This window comes from Lutibacter sp. A80 (assembly GCF_022429645.1).
GTDB lineage: Bacteria > Bacteroidota > Bacteroidia > Flavobacteriales > Flavobacteriaceae > Lutibacter.
Genome location: NZ_CP092480.1, coordinates 3274430 through 3290462 on the forward strand (window position 1 = coordinate 3274430; position 16033 = coordinate 3290462).

At 28.1% G+C, this 16033-nt stretch carries 16 protein-coding genes; 7 read left to right on the forward strand and 9 right to left on the reverse strand.

Annotated features, from left to right (window positions below):
* Positions 1-73: 73 nt before the first annotated feature.
* The 3 genes from infB to rimP are packed head-to-tail and all read right to left on the reverse strand — an operon-like array spanning position 74 to position 4752.
* Positions 74-2965: a translation initiation factor IF-2 gene (gene infB / locus MHL31_RS13545; RefSeq protein WP_240226485.1), complete on the reverse strand. Its 2892-nt coding sequence runs from the start codon at positions 2963-2965 to the stop codon at positions 74-76.
* A 50-nt stretch (positions 2966-3015) separates the two neighbouring features.
* Positions 3016-4275 carry a transcription termination factor NusA gene (gene nusA, locus MHL31_RS13550; protein ID WP_240226486.1) on the reverse strand — a complete coding sequence of 420 codons (1260 nt, stop codon included), beginning with the start codon at positions 4273-4275 and terminating at the stop codon, positions 3016-3018.
* 12 nt (positions 4276-4287) lie between these two features.
* On the reverse strand, positions 4288-4752 hold the full coding sequence (rimP, locus tag MHL31_RS13555; RefSeq protein WP_240226487.1) for a ribosome assembly cofactor RimP: 465 nt from the start codon (positions 4750-4752) through the stop codon (positions 4288-4290).
* 162 nt (positions 4753-4914) lie between these two features.
* Here rimP and MHL31_RS13560 point away from each other — a divergent pair, with 162 nt between their 5' ends.
* The gene (locus MHL31_RS13560) at positions 4915-5748 is read left to right on the forward strand and encodes a universal stress protein (RefSeq protein ID WP_240226488.1); all 834 of its coding nucleotides are present in this window, start codon (positions 4915-4917) and stop codon (positions 5746-5748) included.
* A 4-nt stretch (positions 5749-5752) separates the two neighbouring features.
* Here MHL31_RS13560 and nadE read toward each other — a convergent pair whose 3' ends face one another.
* The gene (gene nadE, locus MHL31_RS13565) at positions 5753-6541 is read right to left on the reverse strand and encodes an NAD(+) synthase (RefSeq protein WP_240226489.1); all 789 of its coding nucleotides are present in this window, start codon (positions 6539-6541) and stop codon (positions 5753-5755) included.
* Between the two features lie 60 nt (positions 6542-6601).
* Here nadE and gldB point away from each other — a divergent pair, with 60 nt between their 5' ends.
* Positions 6602-7561 carry a gliding motility lipoprotein GldB gene (gene gldB / locus MHL31_RS13570; protein ID WP_240226490.1) on the forward strand — a complete coding sequence of 320 codons (960 nt, stop codon included), beginning with the start codon at positions 6602-6604 and terminating at the stop codon, positions 7559-7561.
* On the forward strand, positions 7561-7896 hold the full coding sequence (gene gldC / locus MHL31_RS13575) for a gliding motility protein GldC (RefSeq protein ID WP_240226491.1): 336 nt from the start codon (positions 7561-7563) through the stop codon (positions 7894-7896). The genes gldB and gldC overlap by 1 nt, the downstream gene beginning before the upstream one ends.
* Positions 7897-7996: 100 nt before the next feature.
* On the opposite strand, the gene folK is transcribed toward gldC, so the two are convergent.
* Complete coding sequence (folK, locus tag MHL31_RS13580) at positions 7997-9127, reverse strand: 2-amino-4-hydroxy-6-hydroxymethyldihydropteridine diphosphokinase (RefSeq protein ID WP_240226492.1); 1131 nt, start codon at positions 9125-9127, stop codon at positions 7997-7999.
* Between the two features lie 98 nt (positions 9128-9225).
* On the opposite strand from folK, the gene sppA reads away from it, so the two are divergent.
* On the forward strand, positions 9226-10980 hold the full coding sequence (gene sppA / locus MHL31_RS13585) for a signal peptide peptidase SppA (protein WP_240226493.1): 1755 nt from the start codon (positions 9226-9228) through the stop codon (positions 10978-10980).
* A 115-nt stretch (positions 10981-11095) separates the two neighbouring features.
* Here sppA and MHL31_RS13590 read toward each other — a convergent pair whose 3' ends face one another.
* The gene (locus MHL31_RS13590; RefSeq protein ID WP_240226494.1) at positions 11096-11974 is read right to left on the reverse strand and encodes an AraC family transcriptional regulator; all 879 of its coding nucleotides are present in this window, start codon (positions 11972-11974) and stop codon (positions 11096-11098) included.
* A 197-nt stretch (positions 11975-12171) separates the two neighbouring features.
* Between MHL31_RS13590 and MHL31_RS13595 the strand changes: the two genes are divergently transcribed.
* The 3 genes from MHL31_RS13595 (at position 12172) to MHL31_RS13605 (ending at position 14775) form a co-directional block, all read left to right on the forward strand.
* A complete protein-coding gene (locus MHL31_RS13595) occupies positions 12172-12771 on the forward strand; it encodes a DUF3244 domain-containing protein (protein WP_240226495.1) in 600 nt (199 codons plus the stop codon).
* Between the two features lie 398 nt (positions 12772-13169).
* Entirely contained in the window at positions 13170-13769 is a 600-nt protein-coding gene (locus MHL31_RS13600) for a DUF3244 domain-containing protein (protein WP_240226496.1), read from the forward strand.
* Positions 13770-14175: 406 nt separating this feature from the next.
* Complete coding sequence (locus tag MHL31_RS13605; protein WP_240226497.1) at positions 14176-14775, forward strand: DUF3244 domain-containing protein; 600 nt, start codon at positions 14176-14178, stop codon at positions 14773-14775.
* Between the two features lie 134 nt (positions 14776-14909).
* On the opposite strand, the gene MHL31_RS13610 is transcribed toward MHL31_RS13605, so the two are convergent.
* The 3 genes from MHL31_RS13610 to MHL31_RS13620 are packed head-to-tail and all read right to left on the reverse strand — an operon-like array spanning position 14910 to position 16010.
* A complete protein-coding gene (locus MHL31_RS13610; RefSeq protein ID WP_240226498.1) occupies positions 14910-15392 on the reverse strand; it encodes a dihydrofolate reductase in 483 nt (160 codons plus the stop codon).
* Positions 15389-15790 carry a 2TM domain-containing protein gene (locus tag MHL31_RS13615; RefSeq protein ID WP_240226499.1) on the reverse strand — a complete coding sequence of 134 codons (402 nt, stop codon included), beginning with the start codon at positions 15788-15790 and terminating at the stop codon, positions 15389-15391. The genes MHL31_RS13610 and MHL31_RS13615 overlap by 4 nt, the downstream gene beginning before the upstream one ends.
* 13 nt (positions 15791-15803) lie before the next feature.
* A complete protein-coding gene (locus MHL31_RS13620; protein ID WP_240226500.1) occupies positions 15804-16010 on the reverse strand; it encodes a hypothetical protein in 207 nt (68 codons plus the stop codon).
* Between the last annotated feature and the right edge of the window lie 23 nt (positions 16011-16033).

A 16033-nucleotide genomic window follows, 5' to 3' on the forward strand; every position in this document is an offset into this window, starting at 1 on the left:
TTTTATTAAAAATATAAACAAAAAAAATCGAGGTATACGCCTCGATTTTTTGTTTAAATATTTTAGAAAGAAACTAGTTTCTTTTTAGTTTCTTTTTAACTTCAACTTCTTGGTAAGCTTCAATAACATCTCCAATTTCAATATTATTATAGTTCTTTATTTGAATACCACAATCATATCCTTTAGCAACTTCTTTGGCATCATCTTTAAAACGTTTTAAAGAACTTAATTCACCTGAATGAATTACTACACTGTCTCTAATAATTCTAATTTTAGAGTTTCTAAATATTTTTCCACTAGTTACCATACAACCAGCAATATTTCCTACTTTAGAAATTTTATAAACTTCTCTAATTTCAACATTACCAGTAACTTCTTCTTTTATTTCAGCAGAAAGCATTCCTTCCATTGCATCACGAAGATCGTTAATTGCATCGTAAATAATAGAGTATGTTCTTACATCAATTTCTTCATTGTCGGCTAATAATCTTGCGTTTCCGGAAGGTCTTACATTAAATCCAACAATAATTGCATCGGAAGCAGAAGCTAATAGTACGTCAGATTCTGTAATTGCACCAACACCTTTATGGATAATGTTTACTTGAATTTCATCAGTTGATAATTTTTGGAATGAATCAGTTAAAGCTTCTACAGAACCGTCAACATCACCTTTTAATATAATGTTTAATTCTTTAAACTCTCCTAATGCAATTCTTCGTCCAATTTCGTCTAATGTAATATGACGCTGTGTTCTAACAGATTGTTCACGTTGTAACTGAGAACGTTTTGTAGCAAGTTGTTTTGCTTCTTTTTCGTCTTCAAATATATGAAATCTATCACCTGCTTGTGGTGCACCATCTAAACCTAATATAGATACTGGCGTTGAAGGTCCTGCGCTCTTCATATTTTTTCCACGTTCGTCAAACATAGCTTTAATTTTACCACTATGTTTACCAGCTAACATAAAGTCTCCAATTTTTAAAGTACCTTCTTGTACTAATATTGTTGAAACATATCCACGACCTTTGTCTAATAAAGCTTCAACTACAGTACCAACAGCATTTTTATTTGGATTCGCTTTTAAATCTAACATTTCTGCTTCTAAAATTACTTTTTCAAGTAAATCATCTACACCTAAACCGGTTTTTGCTGAAATATCGTGCGATTGTATTTTACCACCCCAATCTTCAACCAGTAAATTCATTTGAGAAAGTTGTTCTTTAATTTTCTCTGGGTTAGAAGTTGGTTTGTCAATTTTATTTATAGCAAAAATAATTGGTACTCCAGCAGCTTGTGCGTGACTAATTGCTTCTTTTGTTTGCGGCATTACATCATCATCAGCAGCAACTACAATAATTACAATATCAGCTACTTGTCCACCACGTGCACGCATTGCCGTAAAGGCCTCGTGACCAGGTGTATCTAAAAATGCTATTTTTTGTCCACTTTTTAATTCAACTCCATAAGCTCCAATATGTTGTGTAATACCACCAGATTCTCCTGCAATTACGTTTTCTTCACGAATATAATCTAATAAAGATGTTTTACCATGATCTACGTGTCCCATTACAGTAATAACAGGTGCTCTTCCTTCTAATTCTTCTTCAGTATCTAAGTGTTCTTCTATTGATTCTTCTACTTCAGCACCAATAAAATCAACTGTATAGTCAAATTCATCTGCAACAATTGTTAGCGTTTCAGCGTCTAATCGTTGATTCATAGTTACCATCATTCCTAACGACATACAAGTAGAAATAATATTTGTAACTGGAATATTCATCATAGTTGCAATTTCACTAACAGTAACAAATTCAGTTACTTTTAGAATTTTACTTTCTGCAGCTTGTAATTCTTGATCTATTTCAGTTTGATGACGGTGTTGATCTCTTTTATCACGTCTATATTTTGCTCCTTTTCCTTTTTTAGATTTACCTTGAAGTTTTTCTAGAGTTTCTCTAACTTGTTTTTGTACTTCTGCTTCAGTAGGTTCTTCTTTAACAATAGGTTTTCTAGGGCCACCTCTTAAAGGACCTCTTTGGTGTCCACCTCTATTTTGTTGTCCTCCAGGTCTTCTATTTCCTCCAGTAGGATTTGCTTTTTTAACAATTCTACGACGCTTCTTTTTATTTGCATCTGTACCATTGTCTTTTTTAGCTGTAGCTTCAGGTTTTTTCTTTTTAGGCTTTTCAAATTGTTTTAAATCAATTGTTTTACCTGTAATTTTAGGCCCTGATAATTTTTTGTATTTTGTTTCAATTGTTTGAGGTGTAGAAGGTTCTGTAGTTTTTTCTTCTTTTACAGGTTTTTCTTCTTTTTTTGCAACAGGCTCAACAATTTTTGGTTTTTCTGTTTTAATAATTTCCTTTTTAGGTGTTGCTTTTTGAGATTTTAGTACATCTTTTTTAACTACTTTCGGAGTTTCTTTAACAACTTCCTTTTGTATTTCTTTAGGAGCTACAGTTTTCTCTTCTTGCTTTTTCTCTTTAACTTTTGGAGTTTCAGCAATTACTTCTTTAGGTACTTCAGGTTTTGGAGGTACTTCTTTTTTAATTTCTTCAACAACTGGTTTTGTATCTTCAACTTTAGGAGTACTTGGTTCTTCCTTTTTATGTTCAATATCTATTTTACCAATTGTTTTTAATTCTAATTTTTCAGCTTTAGCCTTAACAACAACTTTTTTTGCTTCTTCTTCAAGACGTTGTTTTTCCATCTTTTCTTCAAGAGCAATTCTTAGCGCTTCTTTTTCTTTTCGCTTTTCTTCACTTACCTCTTTTGAAGCTGCCTTTTTGTTTCTGTCAGTTTGAAAACCATCCAGTAATACATTGTACTCCTCGTTAGATATTTTTGTTGTCGGTCGCGCCTCAATGTCATATCCATGACTTGTTAAGTGCTCAACGGCTCTATCTAACGAAATGTTTAATTCGCGTAATACTTTGTTTAGTCTCAATGTTTTGTTGTCAGCCATATAATTTTTTCTTTTAGCCAAATTATGTTGAAAAATTTAAGGATTAATTTTTAATCTTCAAATTCTTCTTTTAATATTTTTTGAACTTCTAGAATAGTTTCCTCTTCTAAATCAGTTCTTTTTAAAAGTTCAGCTACATCTTTTTCAAGTACACTACGTGCTGTATCTAAACCTATCTTTTTAAATTCTTGAATTATCCAAGCTTCAATTTCATCGGAGAATTCAGTTAATTCTACATCGTCTTCAGCTTCAACACCTTCGCGTTGTACGTCTAATTCGAAGCCTGTTAATTGAGCTGCTAGGCGAATGTTTACACCATTTTTACCAATTGCTTTAGAAACTTCTTCTGGTAATAAAAATACGTCAACTCTTCCTTTTTTGCCATCTTCTCTACCTTCTTCTTCATGAATTTTCATAGAAACAACTTTGGCAGGGCTTAATGCTCTAGAAATAAATAGTTGTGTGTTTTTTGTATAATTAATTACATCAATATTTTCGTTTCCTAATTCACGAACAATTCCGTGTATACGAGAACCTTTCATACCTACACAAGCTCCAACTGGGTCAATTCTATCGTCGTAAGAATCTACTGCTACTTTCGCTTTTTCTCCTGGAATTCTAGCAACACCTTCTATAGTAATTAAACCGTCGAATACTTCTGGAATTTCTTGCTCAAATAATTTTTCTAAAAATTGAGGTGAAGTTCTAGATAATATTATAACAGGTTTGTTACCACGTAATTCTACTGTTTTAATGATACCACGAACTGATTCTCCTTTTCTAAAATAATCTGAACGAATTTGTTCGCTTTTTGGTAAAACAATTTCGTTTCCATCATCATCTAGTAATATAATTGCGTTGTGGCGAATGTGGTGTACTTCGGCACTGTAAATATCTCCTTCTAATTCTTTAAAATGTTTGAACGTATTTGTACTATCGTGTTCGTGTATTTTTGAAATAAGGTTTTGACGTAATGCTAAAATTGCTCTTCTTCCTAAATCAATTAATTTTACTTCTTCAGAAACGTCTTCTCCAATTTCAAAATCAGGCTCAATTAGTCTTGCTTCTGAAAGTTCTATTTCTTCATTATCATCTTCAGACATTCCATCAGCTACAACAACTCTATTTCTCCATATTTCTAAATCACCTTTATCTGGGTTAATAATAATATCAAAGTTATCATCAGATCCAAATTTTCTTTTTAAAGCAGCTCTAAATACTTCTTCAAGTATTGACATTAGCGTAACTCTATCTATGTTTTTATCTCCTTTAAACTCTGAAAATGATTCAATTAATGCTAAATTTTCCATGCATTCATTTTATTAAAATATTACTTTCACCTTTGCTTCTAAAATATCCACAAAAGGTATTATTGCTTTTTTTATAACTGTAACTTTTCCTTTACCTATTGGTTTTGGTTCACGTGCTTTCCACTCTAGCTCAATATCCTCTTCATTTACGTTGTTAAGTTTTCCTTCAACTGTAGAATTATCTTTTAACTTAACTTGTAATGTACGATCTATATTTTTTATGTATTGTCGTTTTATCTTTAGAGGGTTTGCTATGTCTGGAGATGTTACTTCTAAAGAAAAATCTTCTTCTTCTCTATCTAAGTTATGTTCTACGGCTCGGCTAATTCGTATGCATTCGTTTAGAGCAATACCATTATCACCATCTACTTCAACATAAATTTTATTGTCCGGTAAAAATTTAAGATCAATTAAAAATAACTCTGGGTTTTCTTCTATTGCTTGATCTACTAAATTTATAATTTTATTTTTATCCATTTATTTTATAAAAAGAGGGGACCTTACGTCCCCTCCAATCCTCAATTCTGTAATAATTCGATGCAAATATACTAACAATTTTTTAATTATAAAAAATCATTCTTTTTTTAATTTAAAATTCTTAACTTTACGTAAAGGCATAGTAATTAATAATATATTTTTATGAAGAGTATTTTAGTTCCAGTTGATTTTTCGAAACAAGCACAATATGCTGCTAAAGTTGCAGCTTCAATAGCTAAACAAACAAATTCTAAGATTTTTTTATTACACATGTTAGAACTGCCTTCAGGTGTTATTGATCCTACAAGTTTTGGTATGACAAATAACGCACCAACTGCATTGTTGTTTTTAAAAAGAGCTCATGAAAAATTTGAAGAGTTTAAAAAGTTGCCTTTTTTAGATGGTTTAGAAGTTGAAGATTCTGTGCATTTTCATAAAGCTTATGAAGGTATTTTAAGCGAAAGTAAAAAACAACAGGTTGATTTAATTGTAATGGGGTCTCAAGGAGCTTCCGGTCTTGAAGAAATTTTAATTGGTTCAAATACAGAGAAAGTTGTTAGAAATTCTAAAATTCCAGTTTTAGTTGTAAAAAATGATATTGATGATTTTAAAATTAAAAATATTGTTTTTGCTTCTAATTTTAAGGTAGAATATAGATCCGCTTTTCAAAGAATATTAGATTTTACACTGTTATTTAATGCTCAATTGCACTTATTAAAAATTAATACAATTCATAATTTTGAAACAACAAAAGATTCTAGTGAAGCAATAAAGAATTTTATTGATGGTTTTGATTTGGGAGACGATTTTTCACTAAATATTTATAACGATATTTCTGTAGAATCTGGCGTACTTAATTTTTCAAAATTAATTGAAGCAGACGCTATTGTGCTAAACACACACGGACGAAAAGGTTTGGCATACTTATTTAATGGAAGTATTGGCGAAGATTTAGCAAACCACGCCAATTTACCAGTAGTTACATTTAAATTGTAATATTTTATTTTAATTCTTTTGGTATTTTACAAACGGGTATAGCTACCATTTTGTGTTTGTTGGCATTGTTTCTGTTTTTATAAATAGAAAAAATTTCTTTTTCTCTATTTTCAAAATCATTAATAGTTTTGCCTAATTCTGCTTGATTCATAGCCCATTCTAGTTCATTATAACTTGCTCCAATCTGATCTTCATCAGTTCTGCTATCTCCAAATAAACCATCAGTAGGTGCCGCTTTTTGTATGCTTGTAGGTACGCCTAAAAATTCAGCAATTTTATAAACTTCAGATTTCATTAAATCGGCAATAGGACTTAAATCTACACCACCATCTCCATATTTTGTAAAAAAACCAACGCCAAAATCTTCAACTTTATTACCAGTTCCAGCAACTAAATATCCATAAAGACCTGCAAAATAGTATAATGTAGTCATACGTAATCTAGCTCGTGTATTTGCTAAAGACATATTTACTGTAGCTGTATTTTCAATAGTTGGTACAACAGATTTAAATTCTTCAAATGAAGTTGTTAAATTCACCACAGTTGAATTCACATTTTTAAAATTATTTTTTAAATGTAAAATATGTTCTTTTGCTCTAGAAACTTGGTTTTCTCCTTGGTGAATTGGCATTTCTACACATAAAACTGGAAATCCAGTTTTAGCACATAGTGTAGATGTAACTGCAGAATCTATTCCTCCAGAAATCCCAATTACAAATCCATTTACTTTTGCACTTGTTGCGTATTCTTTTAACCATTCAACAATATGTTCAACAACTTTTTCAGTATTCATAATTAAACTTTTTTAGTAATTTTAGCGTTCTTAAATAAAGAAGCGTAAATATATAAATTAATGAATAAAATTTTAATACTGTTATCAGTTTTATTAGTAAGTATTTCTTGTAAAAAAGAAATGAAGATTAATGTAGATGTTTCAAATATTAATGTAGATGTTGAAATTGATAGGTTTGAACAGCTATTTTACACTACAACAGCTAACTCTTTACCTAAAATAAAAAGTAAATATCCTTATTTATTTCCGGTTTATAATTCAGATAGTATTTGGTTAGAGAAAATTAATAATAAGGATGAAATTGAACTTTTTAAAAAAACACAAGAGGTTTTTGGAGATTTTAAGGATCAAAAATTAGAAATTGAAACTTTATTTAAGCATATAAAATATTATGATAGTAGTTTTAAATCTCCTAAAATTATTACGTTGGTTACAGATTTAGATTATGAAAGTAAAGTAATATATGCCGATAGTTTATTGTTTGTTTCTTTAGATATGTATTTAGGTAAAGATAATCCGATGTATATTGATTTTCCTGCATATATTTCTCGAAATTTTGAAAAATCACAATTGGTAGTAGATATTGCTGCAGAAATAAGTAAAAAACATATTAATCCAGCTAGAAAAAGGCAATTTCTGGATATTATAATTAATGAGGGTAAACGAATGTATTTAATTGAAAGTTACCTTCCAAACCATTCAAAATCTAGTTTGATAGGGTATACACCTGTTGAATATCAATGGGCTGAAGCTAATGAATCTGGAATCTGGAAATATTTTATTGAAAATAAATTGTTGTATAGTTCGGATTCTGATTTAAGGGCGCGTTTTATAGATAAAGCACCTTTTTCTAAATTTTTTATAGATATAGATAAAGAAACTCCAGGAAGTATTGGTGTTTGGTTAGGTTGGCAAATTGTAAAAGCTTATATGAATAATAATAATGTAACTTTGCAGCAATTATTGCATACTAATGCAGATGAAATTTTTAACAAATCTAGATACAAACCAAAAAAATAATGGCAGTAAAACATACATCAAAAATAGAATTTACAGTTGGCTTAGATGAAAATAAAGTTCCTGAAAAATTACATTGGAATGCTGAAGAAGGAGGTATAACTAATGAAGAAGCTAAAGCTTTAATGATTTCTGTTTGGGATCCAAATACAAAAGATACTTTAAGAATGGATTTGTGGACAAAAGATATGCCTATTGATGAAATGAAACAGTTTTTTCATCAAACATTAGTTTCTATGGCCAATACATTTGAAAATGCTACAAACGATGATAAAATGGCTGCAACTATGCGTGATTTTTGTGATTATTTTGCTGAAAAATTAGAATTAAAGAAGTAGAAGAGGAGTTATAGCCTTAATCTTGTTTACTAACCTTAACTTGGATTAAGCCACAATTTTGGTTGAAGTTTTGCCTAGAACTAAAAACTGTTGACTACAATTAGTAATCGCAATTATTTATGGTTTTTAAAATAGCAGCATAATCTTCAGGACTGTTTAGAAAATCTTTGTCTGAAACATCAATAATTAAGGTATTTAATTTTTTTTCGGTTTTAATAAAGGTATTGTATCCATTATGAATTTTATCTAAATATTCTGGAGCAATATTTTGTTCATAATCTCTACCGCGATTTTTAATATTTTCTAATAAACGTGGTGTGTTTTGGTATAAATAAATGTATAAATCTGGTTTGGTAATCTCTTTATACATAATGTCAAACATTTTTCTATATAAAAAGTACTCGTCTTTTTGTAAGGTTACTTGAGCAAAAATTAATGATTTAAAAATATAATAATCGGAAACTATAAAGTTTTTGAACAAATCAAATTGAGCTAAATCATCTGATAATTGTTGGTAGCGGTCTGCTAAAAAACTCATTTCTAAAGGAAATGCATAACGTTCGTTATCCTTATAAAACTTAGGTAAAAACGGATTGTCTGCAAAACGTTCTAAAACTTTTTTAGCATTAAAATCTTCGGCAATCATATTTGTCAATGTGGTTTTACCAGCACCAATATTCCCTTCAATAGCAATGTAATTATATTTTTCTGATATTGAAATTGGCCGTATAAGATTTAAAGTTGTTTTTTCTATTTCACTAGTATCTGTAGCGTTTTTAGAAAGTGTTTTAATATGTTGTTTTTCAATAGGATGTATAAGGTTTGGTGCAATTTCAGCTAAAGGAATTAGTACAAACTTTCTGCTTAACATTTCTTTGTGTGGAACAGTAAGGTCTTTTGAAAATATTATTTCATCATCAAATAATAAAATGTCAATATCTATTGGTCTAGCTTTATATTCAGTGCTTGTATTTGGTTTTCGGCCTAAAAGCATTTCAATTTTATGAATTGATTCTAATAAATTTTCAGGATTTAAACCAGTAGATACGGTAATGCAAATATTGTAAAAATCGTCGCTTTTAAAACCCCATGATGCAGTTTTGTAAACTGATGAAATTTTAGAGATTGTACCAATTTTTTCAGCGATTAAATTAATAGCTTCTTGTAAATTTTTAAGTTTAGCACCTTGGTTGCTTCCCAGAGAAAGATATGTTGTTCTTAATATTTTCATAAACTGAGTACAAAGAAAAGAAAAGTATTATTTAAAAATATATCTTTGTAGCTCAACTTATAAACATTTAAGTTTTTTTAATATAAAACGTATAGTTCATGAAATTTTTAAGAAATTTACTAGCCTCAATTTTTGGTACATTTATAGCTTTAGGTATTATTTTTATGCTATTTATTTTAATTGCCTCTATTGCTTCTGAAAGTGAAAAGGTGGCTGTTAAAAATAATTCAGTTTTAGAAATTAAATTAGATGGTGTTATTAAAGATTATGCTCCAAAGAGTGATAATCCTTTTGATGAGGTGTTTGGGTTTAACGAAGATAAAATGGGTTTAAATGAAATTTTAAATGCCATTGAAAATGCTACAACAGATGCTAATATAAAAGGTGTTAGTTTGCAACTTTCGAATATTAATGGTGGTATTGCTCAAACGCAAGCAATAAGAAATGCGCTTCTAGAGTTTAAAGAATCGGGTAAGTTTATAAATTCGTATGCAGATATGTACGATCAACAGAGTTACTATTTATGCTCTGTAGCAGATTCTATTTTTGTTAATTCCTTTGGAGCGGTAGATTTTAAAGGGCTGTCTTCAGAAGTTTTATATTATAAAGATGTTCAATATAAAACAGGTGTAAAAATGGAAGTTATTCGCCATGGAAAGTATAAGAGTGCTGTAGAACCGTTTTTATATGACAAAATGAGCGATAATAATAGAGCTCAGATTACTTCATTTTTGACTTCTATTTGGAATGAAATGTTACAAGATATTTCTGAAAGTAGAAATAAAACCATTGAAGAATTAAATACAATTGCAGATAATTTACTAACAAGAAATGCAGATTTGGCACTTGAAAATGATATGGTAGATGGAGCAATTTATTTTGATGAATATACAGCTAAACTTAAAGAAGCTGTAGGTATCTCTACTGAAGATAAACTAAATAAAATTACATTAAAAGATTATATTTCTACGGGAAAAGGGCGTTTAAAATCTTCAGCAAGTAATAAAATTGCTGTAATTTATGCGCAAGGTGAAATTATATATGGTAAAGGTGATGAAAATTATATTGGTCCTGAATTAATTATTAACGCCTTAAGAAAAGCTGTAGATGATAAAAATACAAAAGCTATTGTTTTAAGAGTAAATTCACCGGGAGGAAGTGCTTTAACAAGTGAATTAATATGGAGAGAATTAGAATTAGCTAGTCAAAAACTTCCAATTGTTGTTTCTATGGGGAACGTAGCTGCTTCTGGTGGTTATTATATAGCTTGTAATGCCGATTTAATTTTCGCTGAACCTACTACTATTACTGGATCTATTGGTGTTTTTGGAGTGTTGCCAAATATTAGTGAATTAGCTGATAATATTGGTATTAATGCAGAACAAGTAAGTACTAATAAAAGTGCTAATTACAGTGTTTTTGAACCAATGACAGATGCTTTTAGAACTGTTACACAAGAAGGTGTTGAGCAAGTTTATACTACATTTTTAGAAAGAGTAGCAGAAGGTAGAGGTATGTTAGTTAATCAGGTTGATAGTATTGCACAGGGTAGAGTTTGGACCGGAGTTGAGGCTGTTGAAAAGGGATTGGTAGATAAACTAGGTAATTTAGACGATGCAGTTGCGCAAGCAGCAGAATTAGCTGATGTTATAGATTACAAAGTGCGAAATTATCCAAGTTATAAACTAGATTTTGAAGATAGATTTAATAGTTTTCCATTTGCAAATTCAAAAGAAAAATTAATTATTGAAGAGTTAGGAGAAGAGAATTATAAAATTTATCAAAATATAAAGCAATTGTCTACATTAAAAGGAATTCAGGCAAGAGCTCCTTTTGTATTAAATATTAGATAAATACGTAAATAATACAGGTACAAAAGTTAGAAAAATTGTAATTATTATTAAGTAAATAGGTGTATTGCATACAATACACCTATTTACTTAATAATATATGTAGTTTTAAAATAGTTTATTTTTGAACCAATAATTTTTTCATTTCATTTCTATATTTTAAAGGACTACTTCCAGTAAATTTTTTGAATAGTTTGTTGAAATGAGAGAAATTATTAAATCCACTTTCGAAGCAAATTTCTGTAATACTCGAATGGTTTTCAGCGAGTAATTTTGTTGCGTGTACAATTCTAAATTCATTTACAAATTGCGTAAATGTTTTATTTGTAGATTTTTTAAAGTACCTACAAAATGCTGGTACTGTCATACTAACTTTTTCAGCAATCTCATCTAAAGGAATAGGTCTTTTAAAGTTAGAATTTACAAATGCAAAAATAATATCTATCTTATTATTATCTTGAGGTTCAATTTCAAAAGCAAAACCGTCAACATTTAATAATGAATAGTTTTTAGTGTGTGCTAAATCTTTTAAAATTTCTAAAAAATGAATAATTCTATCCATTCCTTCATAATCAGCTAACTTTTCTATTTTCGGACCAATTATTTTTTTTGCTTCAACATTAAATAAGATTCCTTTCTTAGCTTTAATAAATAAAGACTTAACAAATTGCATTTCAGGTAGTTCAACAAAATCTTTTCCTAAGAAATCTTCTTTAAATTGAATTATTGTTTCTGTACCATTAGAGGTAAATCTGTCTGTAAATCCGCTGTGCGGTAAATTAGCTCCAATAAGAATTAACTGGCTATTGTTAAAATGTGATAAATGACTTCCAATATGTCTTTTACCATTTGCTTTATTAACGTAAATTAATTCTAATTCAGGATGAAAGTGCCAAGAAGGTAAAGCATCAATAACATTTTTGTTATGTTGTTTTATCCGAATTGAACTTCCAAATTCTGGATTTAATTTTTTAAATGTGGGTTTTGTATTTTTCATGTTTGTTATATACAAATGTAAAAATAAATAAATCAATCATTCTATTTAGATTTAATATGTTTATATTCTAAATTAACTCTAAAAAGTTAACAATTAATTAACAGTTAAAATAGGATATAAATATGGAAAATGAGAGGTATTTTAAACATATAATCTGCCATACATTTGTCCCATACTAATTAATAAATTATTGAATTATGAAAAATTTAATTAAAAAAAGTTTACTACTTGTAGTTGTTTTAACTACAGCAGTAATTAGCGCAACGAACATTAACAAAGACCTAGATATTAAAGTAAGTACAATTGATTCAAAATTAATTGATCTACGATTAAAGAATTCAGATGGAGATTTAACAATAAGTGTAAAAGATACTTATGGAGAGGTTTTATACTCTGAAGAATTTGAAGGTGTTTATTTCTCAAAAAAATACGATTTAAATATATTACCAACAGGTAATTATTATTTTGAGATTGAAGGAGCAACAAAAATTAATTTAATGCCTTTTACAGTAACTTCAAGAGGTTTTGAATTTAAAAATGAAGTTAAAAGCACTTATTACAAGCCTATTGTAAGACAAGATGGTGATTTAGTTTATATTTCTAAAGTAGCATTTAATAAAGAAAATTTTGAAATTAATTTATACGATGATGAATCTAATTTATTGTATAAAGAATTATTAAATGGCGAAGTTAACTTAGGAAAAGCTATAAGTTTAGAAGAGTTAAGATCTGGAAGTTATAAGCTTGTAACAAAAAGTGCAGGAAAGATATTTGAACAAAGTGTTTATAAAAAATAGTAGTATATAATTTATATATTATTTATGTTTGGTTTAGTAAAAAAAAGGGCTTCTGTTGAAGCTCTTTTTTTTGTTATAATGTTTAGGTTCTTTAATTGTTTTTAACAAGTAAATTTCAGATTACCTATATATAAAACTCTTAATATCTCTATGTTATATAAATCATTTTTGTTTACCTTAAATAAAAAAGTACACTAATTAAGCTAATTGAAATTATATTACAGAGTATTATTTAATCATAAATAGCTAAGTTTAACACTTATATGTTCTAAATTAACCTTAAAAAGTTAACAATTAATTAACGGTTAAAATTGAATATAAATATGGAAAATGAGAGGTATTTTAAACATATAATCTGCCATACATTTGTCCCATACTAATTAATAAATTATTGAATTATGAAAAATTTAATTAAAAAAAGTTTACTACTTGTAGTTGTTTTAACTACAGCAGTAATTAGCGCAACGAACATTAACAAAGACCTAGATATTAAAGTAAGTACAATTGATTCAAAATTAATTGACCTACGATTAAAAAATTCAGATGGAGATTTAACAATAAGTGTAAAAGATACTTATGGAGAAGTTTTATACTCTGAAAAATTTGAAGGTGTTTATTTCTCAAAAAAATACGATTTAAATACATTACCAACAGGTAATTATTATTTTGAGATTGAAGGAGCAACAAAAATTAATTTAATGCCTTTTACAGTTACTTCAAGAGGTTTTGAATTTAAAAATGAAGTTAAAAGCACTTATTACAAGCCTATTGTAAGACAAGATGGTGATTTAGTTTATATTTCTAAAGTAGCATTTAATAAAGAAAATTTTGAAATTAATTTATACGATGATGAATCTAATTTATTGTATAAAGAATTATTAAATGGCGAAGTTAACTTAGGAAAAGCTATAAGTTTAGAAGAGCTAAGATCTGGAAGTTATAAGCTTGTAACAAAAAGTGCAGGAAAGATATTTGAACAAAGTGTTTATAAAAAATAGTAGTATATAATTTATATATTATTTATGTTTGGTTTAGTAAAAAAAAGGGCTTCAGTTGAAGCTCTTTTTTTTGTTATAATGTTTAGGTTCTTTAATTGTTTTTAACAAGTAAATTTCAGATTACCTATATATAAAACTCTTCATACTTAATATCTCTATGTTATATGAATCATTTTTGTTTACCTTAAATAAAAAAGTACACTAATTAAGCTAATTGAAATTATATTACAGAGTTATTATTTAATCATAAATAGCTAAGTTTAACAACTATATATTCTAAATTAACCTTAAAAAGTTAACAATTAATTAACAGTTAAAATAGAATATAAATATGGAAAATGAGAGGTATTTTAAACATATAATCTGCCATACATTTGTCCCATACTAATTAATAAATTATTGAATTATGAAAAATTTAATTAAAAAAAGTTTACTACTTGTAGTTGTTTTAACTACAGCAGTAATTAGCGCAACGAACATTAACAAAGACCTAGATATTAAAGTAAGTACAATTGATTCAAAATTAATTGATCTACGATTAAAGAATTCAGATAGAGATTTAACAATAAGTGTAAAAGATACTTATGGAGAGGTTTTATACTCTGAAGAATTTGAAGGTGTTTATTTCTCAAAAAAATACGATTTAAATATATTACCAACAGGTAATTATTATTTTGAGATTGAAGGAGCAACAAAAATTAATTTAATGCCTTTTACAGTAACTTCAAGAGGTTTTGAATTTAAAAATGAAGTTAAAAGCACTTATTACAAGCCTATTGTAAGACAAGATGGTGATTTAGTTTATATTTCTAAAGTAGCATTTAATAAAGAAAATTTTGAAATTAATTTATACGATGATGAATCTAATTTATTGTATAAAGAATTATTAAATGGAGAAGTTAACTTAGGAAAAGCTATAAGTTTAGAAGAGTTAAGATCTGGAAGTTATAAGCTTGTAACAAAAAGTGCAGGAAAGATATTTGAACAAAGTGTTTATAAAAAATAGTAGTATATAATTTATATATTATTTATGTTTGGTTTAGTAAAAAAAAGGGCTTCAGTTGAAGCTCTTTTTTTTGTTTTTAAGTTTTGATTTAATAATTTTAGTCATTCTTCTAAAATTACTAAATATAATCAAATCTACAATTTTTCAAAAGTTACAAAACTGTAGTCGTATTTGTTTTTTTCATCAGCCTTAAAAAGTTGTCTTGAAGTTTCTTTCCAGATAGAAGGATCTATAGAAGGGAAAAAAACATCAGCATCAAATGTATGATGTACAAAAGTTAAGTCTAGTTTATCAGCAATATTTATTGCTTGTTTGTAAATTTCTGCACCGCCTAAAATAAAAGGGTTTTCGTCCTTTGCTGCAGCTTTTAAGGCTTCTTCTAAAGAATTTACAACAATGCAGCCTTCAACCTTATAATTTTTATTTCTTGAAATTATAATTGAAGTTCTATTAGGAAGTGGTTTACCCAGTGATTCAAAAGTTTTTCTTCCCATAATAATATGGTGATTCAATGTTACTTGTTTAAACCTTTTTAAATCTGCTGGTAAATGCCAGATAAGTTTATTGTCTTTTCCTAAAGCATTATTTTCAGCAATTGCAGCAATAATTGTAATCATTCGTCTTTTTTAGTATTTGGTAGCTGTTCTTTTTCTTTTATTTCAGAAGCATACTGCTTACTTTCGGCTTTAATTTTAGCTTCTTCAGCAATTTTTTTTTCGAGTTTAGCAATTTTTACTTCTTGTTTTAGAACTAATTTTTCAGTTTGTTTCTGCTCCCATTCTTTATTCATAAACTTATTGGTAATAAATACATTAATAAAATGTAATATAAATAAGAATAGCCAAGTTAAAATAGCCCAAACAAACCAATCGTATTGTTCCCAAACTTTGACAAATTTATTAAGGATAATTAAAAAAACAGAACCAATTAAAAAAACTACGAAATGTAGGTAAAGTCGTTTTTTTTGTTTGATGCGTTTTCTCGCGTTTTCGTACAATTCAAATTGTTCATTCATAATCTAACTAGTTTTACATATTTTTAACCCACTCTTTTATATAGTTAGTATAATCTTCAGTTTCATTAGCTTCAGAAAACTTATCGTTTGCAAAAGCTAGAAATTTCGAGATGTTTTTATCTGAAGTATTTAAAAGCCCATCTATAGATTTTAACAATTTAATGTCTTCTATTTCAATAATTCTTTCAATAATTTTATTTTTTAATTGTAAAGAGTCCATATTGTTTTTTTATGCTTAACGTT